Annotated in this window: 1 protein-coding gene; it reads right to left on the bottom strand. The window is 68.4% G+C overall.

What is annotated here, in order from left to right; translation table 11 throughout:
* A partial coding sequence (locus tag ACXJ3V_RS20865) for a penicillin-binding transpeptidase domain-containing protein (protein ID WP_457102265.1) occupies nt 1-507 on the bottom strand: 507 nt, incomplete at both ends.

The raw sequence follows: 507 nt of genomic DNA, 5'->3' as shown, positions 1-507 counted from the left end.
CGGCGACGCTCCGTCCGTGCCCGCCGTGCCGGCGCCGGCTTCAGCGTTGAGCACGAGCGTGGGCGAGACGGGGGAGCCCTTGGCTACGGATCCGGCCATGACGGCGGCTGCCAGCGGGGACAGGAGCACCTTGCCCTGTCCGATCATGGATGCGGCATGCTCGGTGCCTTCGGCCTCTCCGGGGACGGAGCCGAGGAAGGCGTCAGCCCCCAGGCCGGGCGCCTCAACGGCAACGCCCAGGGAAGTGGCTGCGGACTCCAGCTGGGCCTGGCTGACTGAATCCCGGGCGGAGATGAACGCGGTGTTGCAGGAGTGGGCAAACGCGTCGCGCAGGGTGACGGACCCAAGGGAGTCTGCCGGATACCCTTCGGCGTTCTTGAACGTGCGGCCGTCCACCGTGAGCGTGGGCGTGCACTCAACTTTGGAGTCCGGGGTCATGCCGTTGCGGATCATGGCGAGTGAATCCACCATCTTGAAGGTTGAGCCCGGGGCGTACTGGCCCAGCAT

Source organism: Microbacterium sp. P5_E9 (assembly GCF_054049175.1).
The sequence above is the reverse complement of the archived record's forward strand: the minus strand, read 5'-3'. Positions and strand labels throughout refer to the sequence as shown.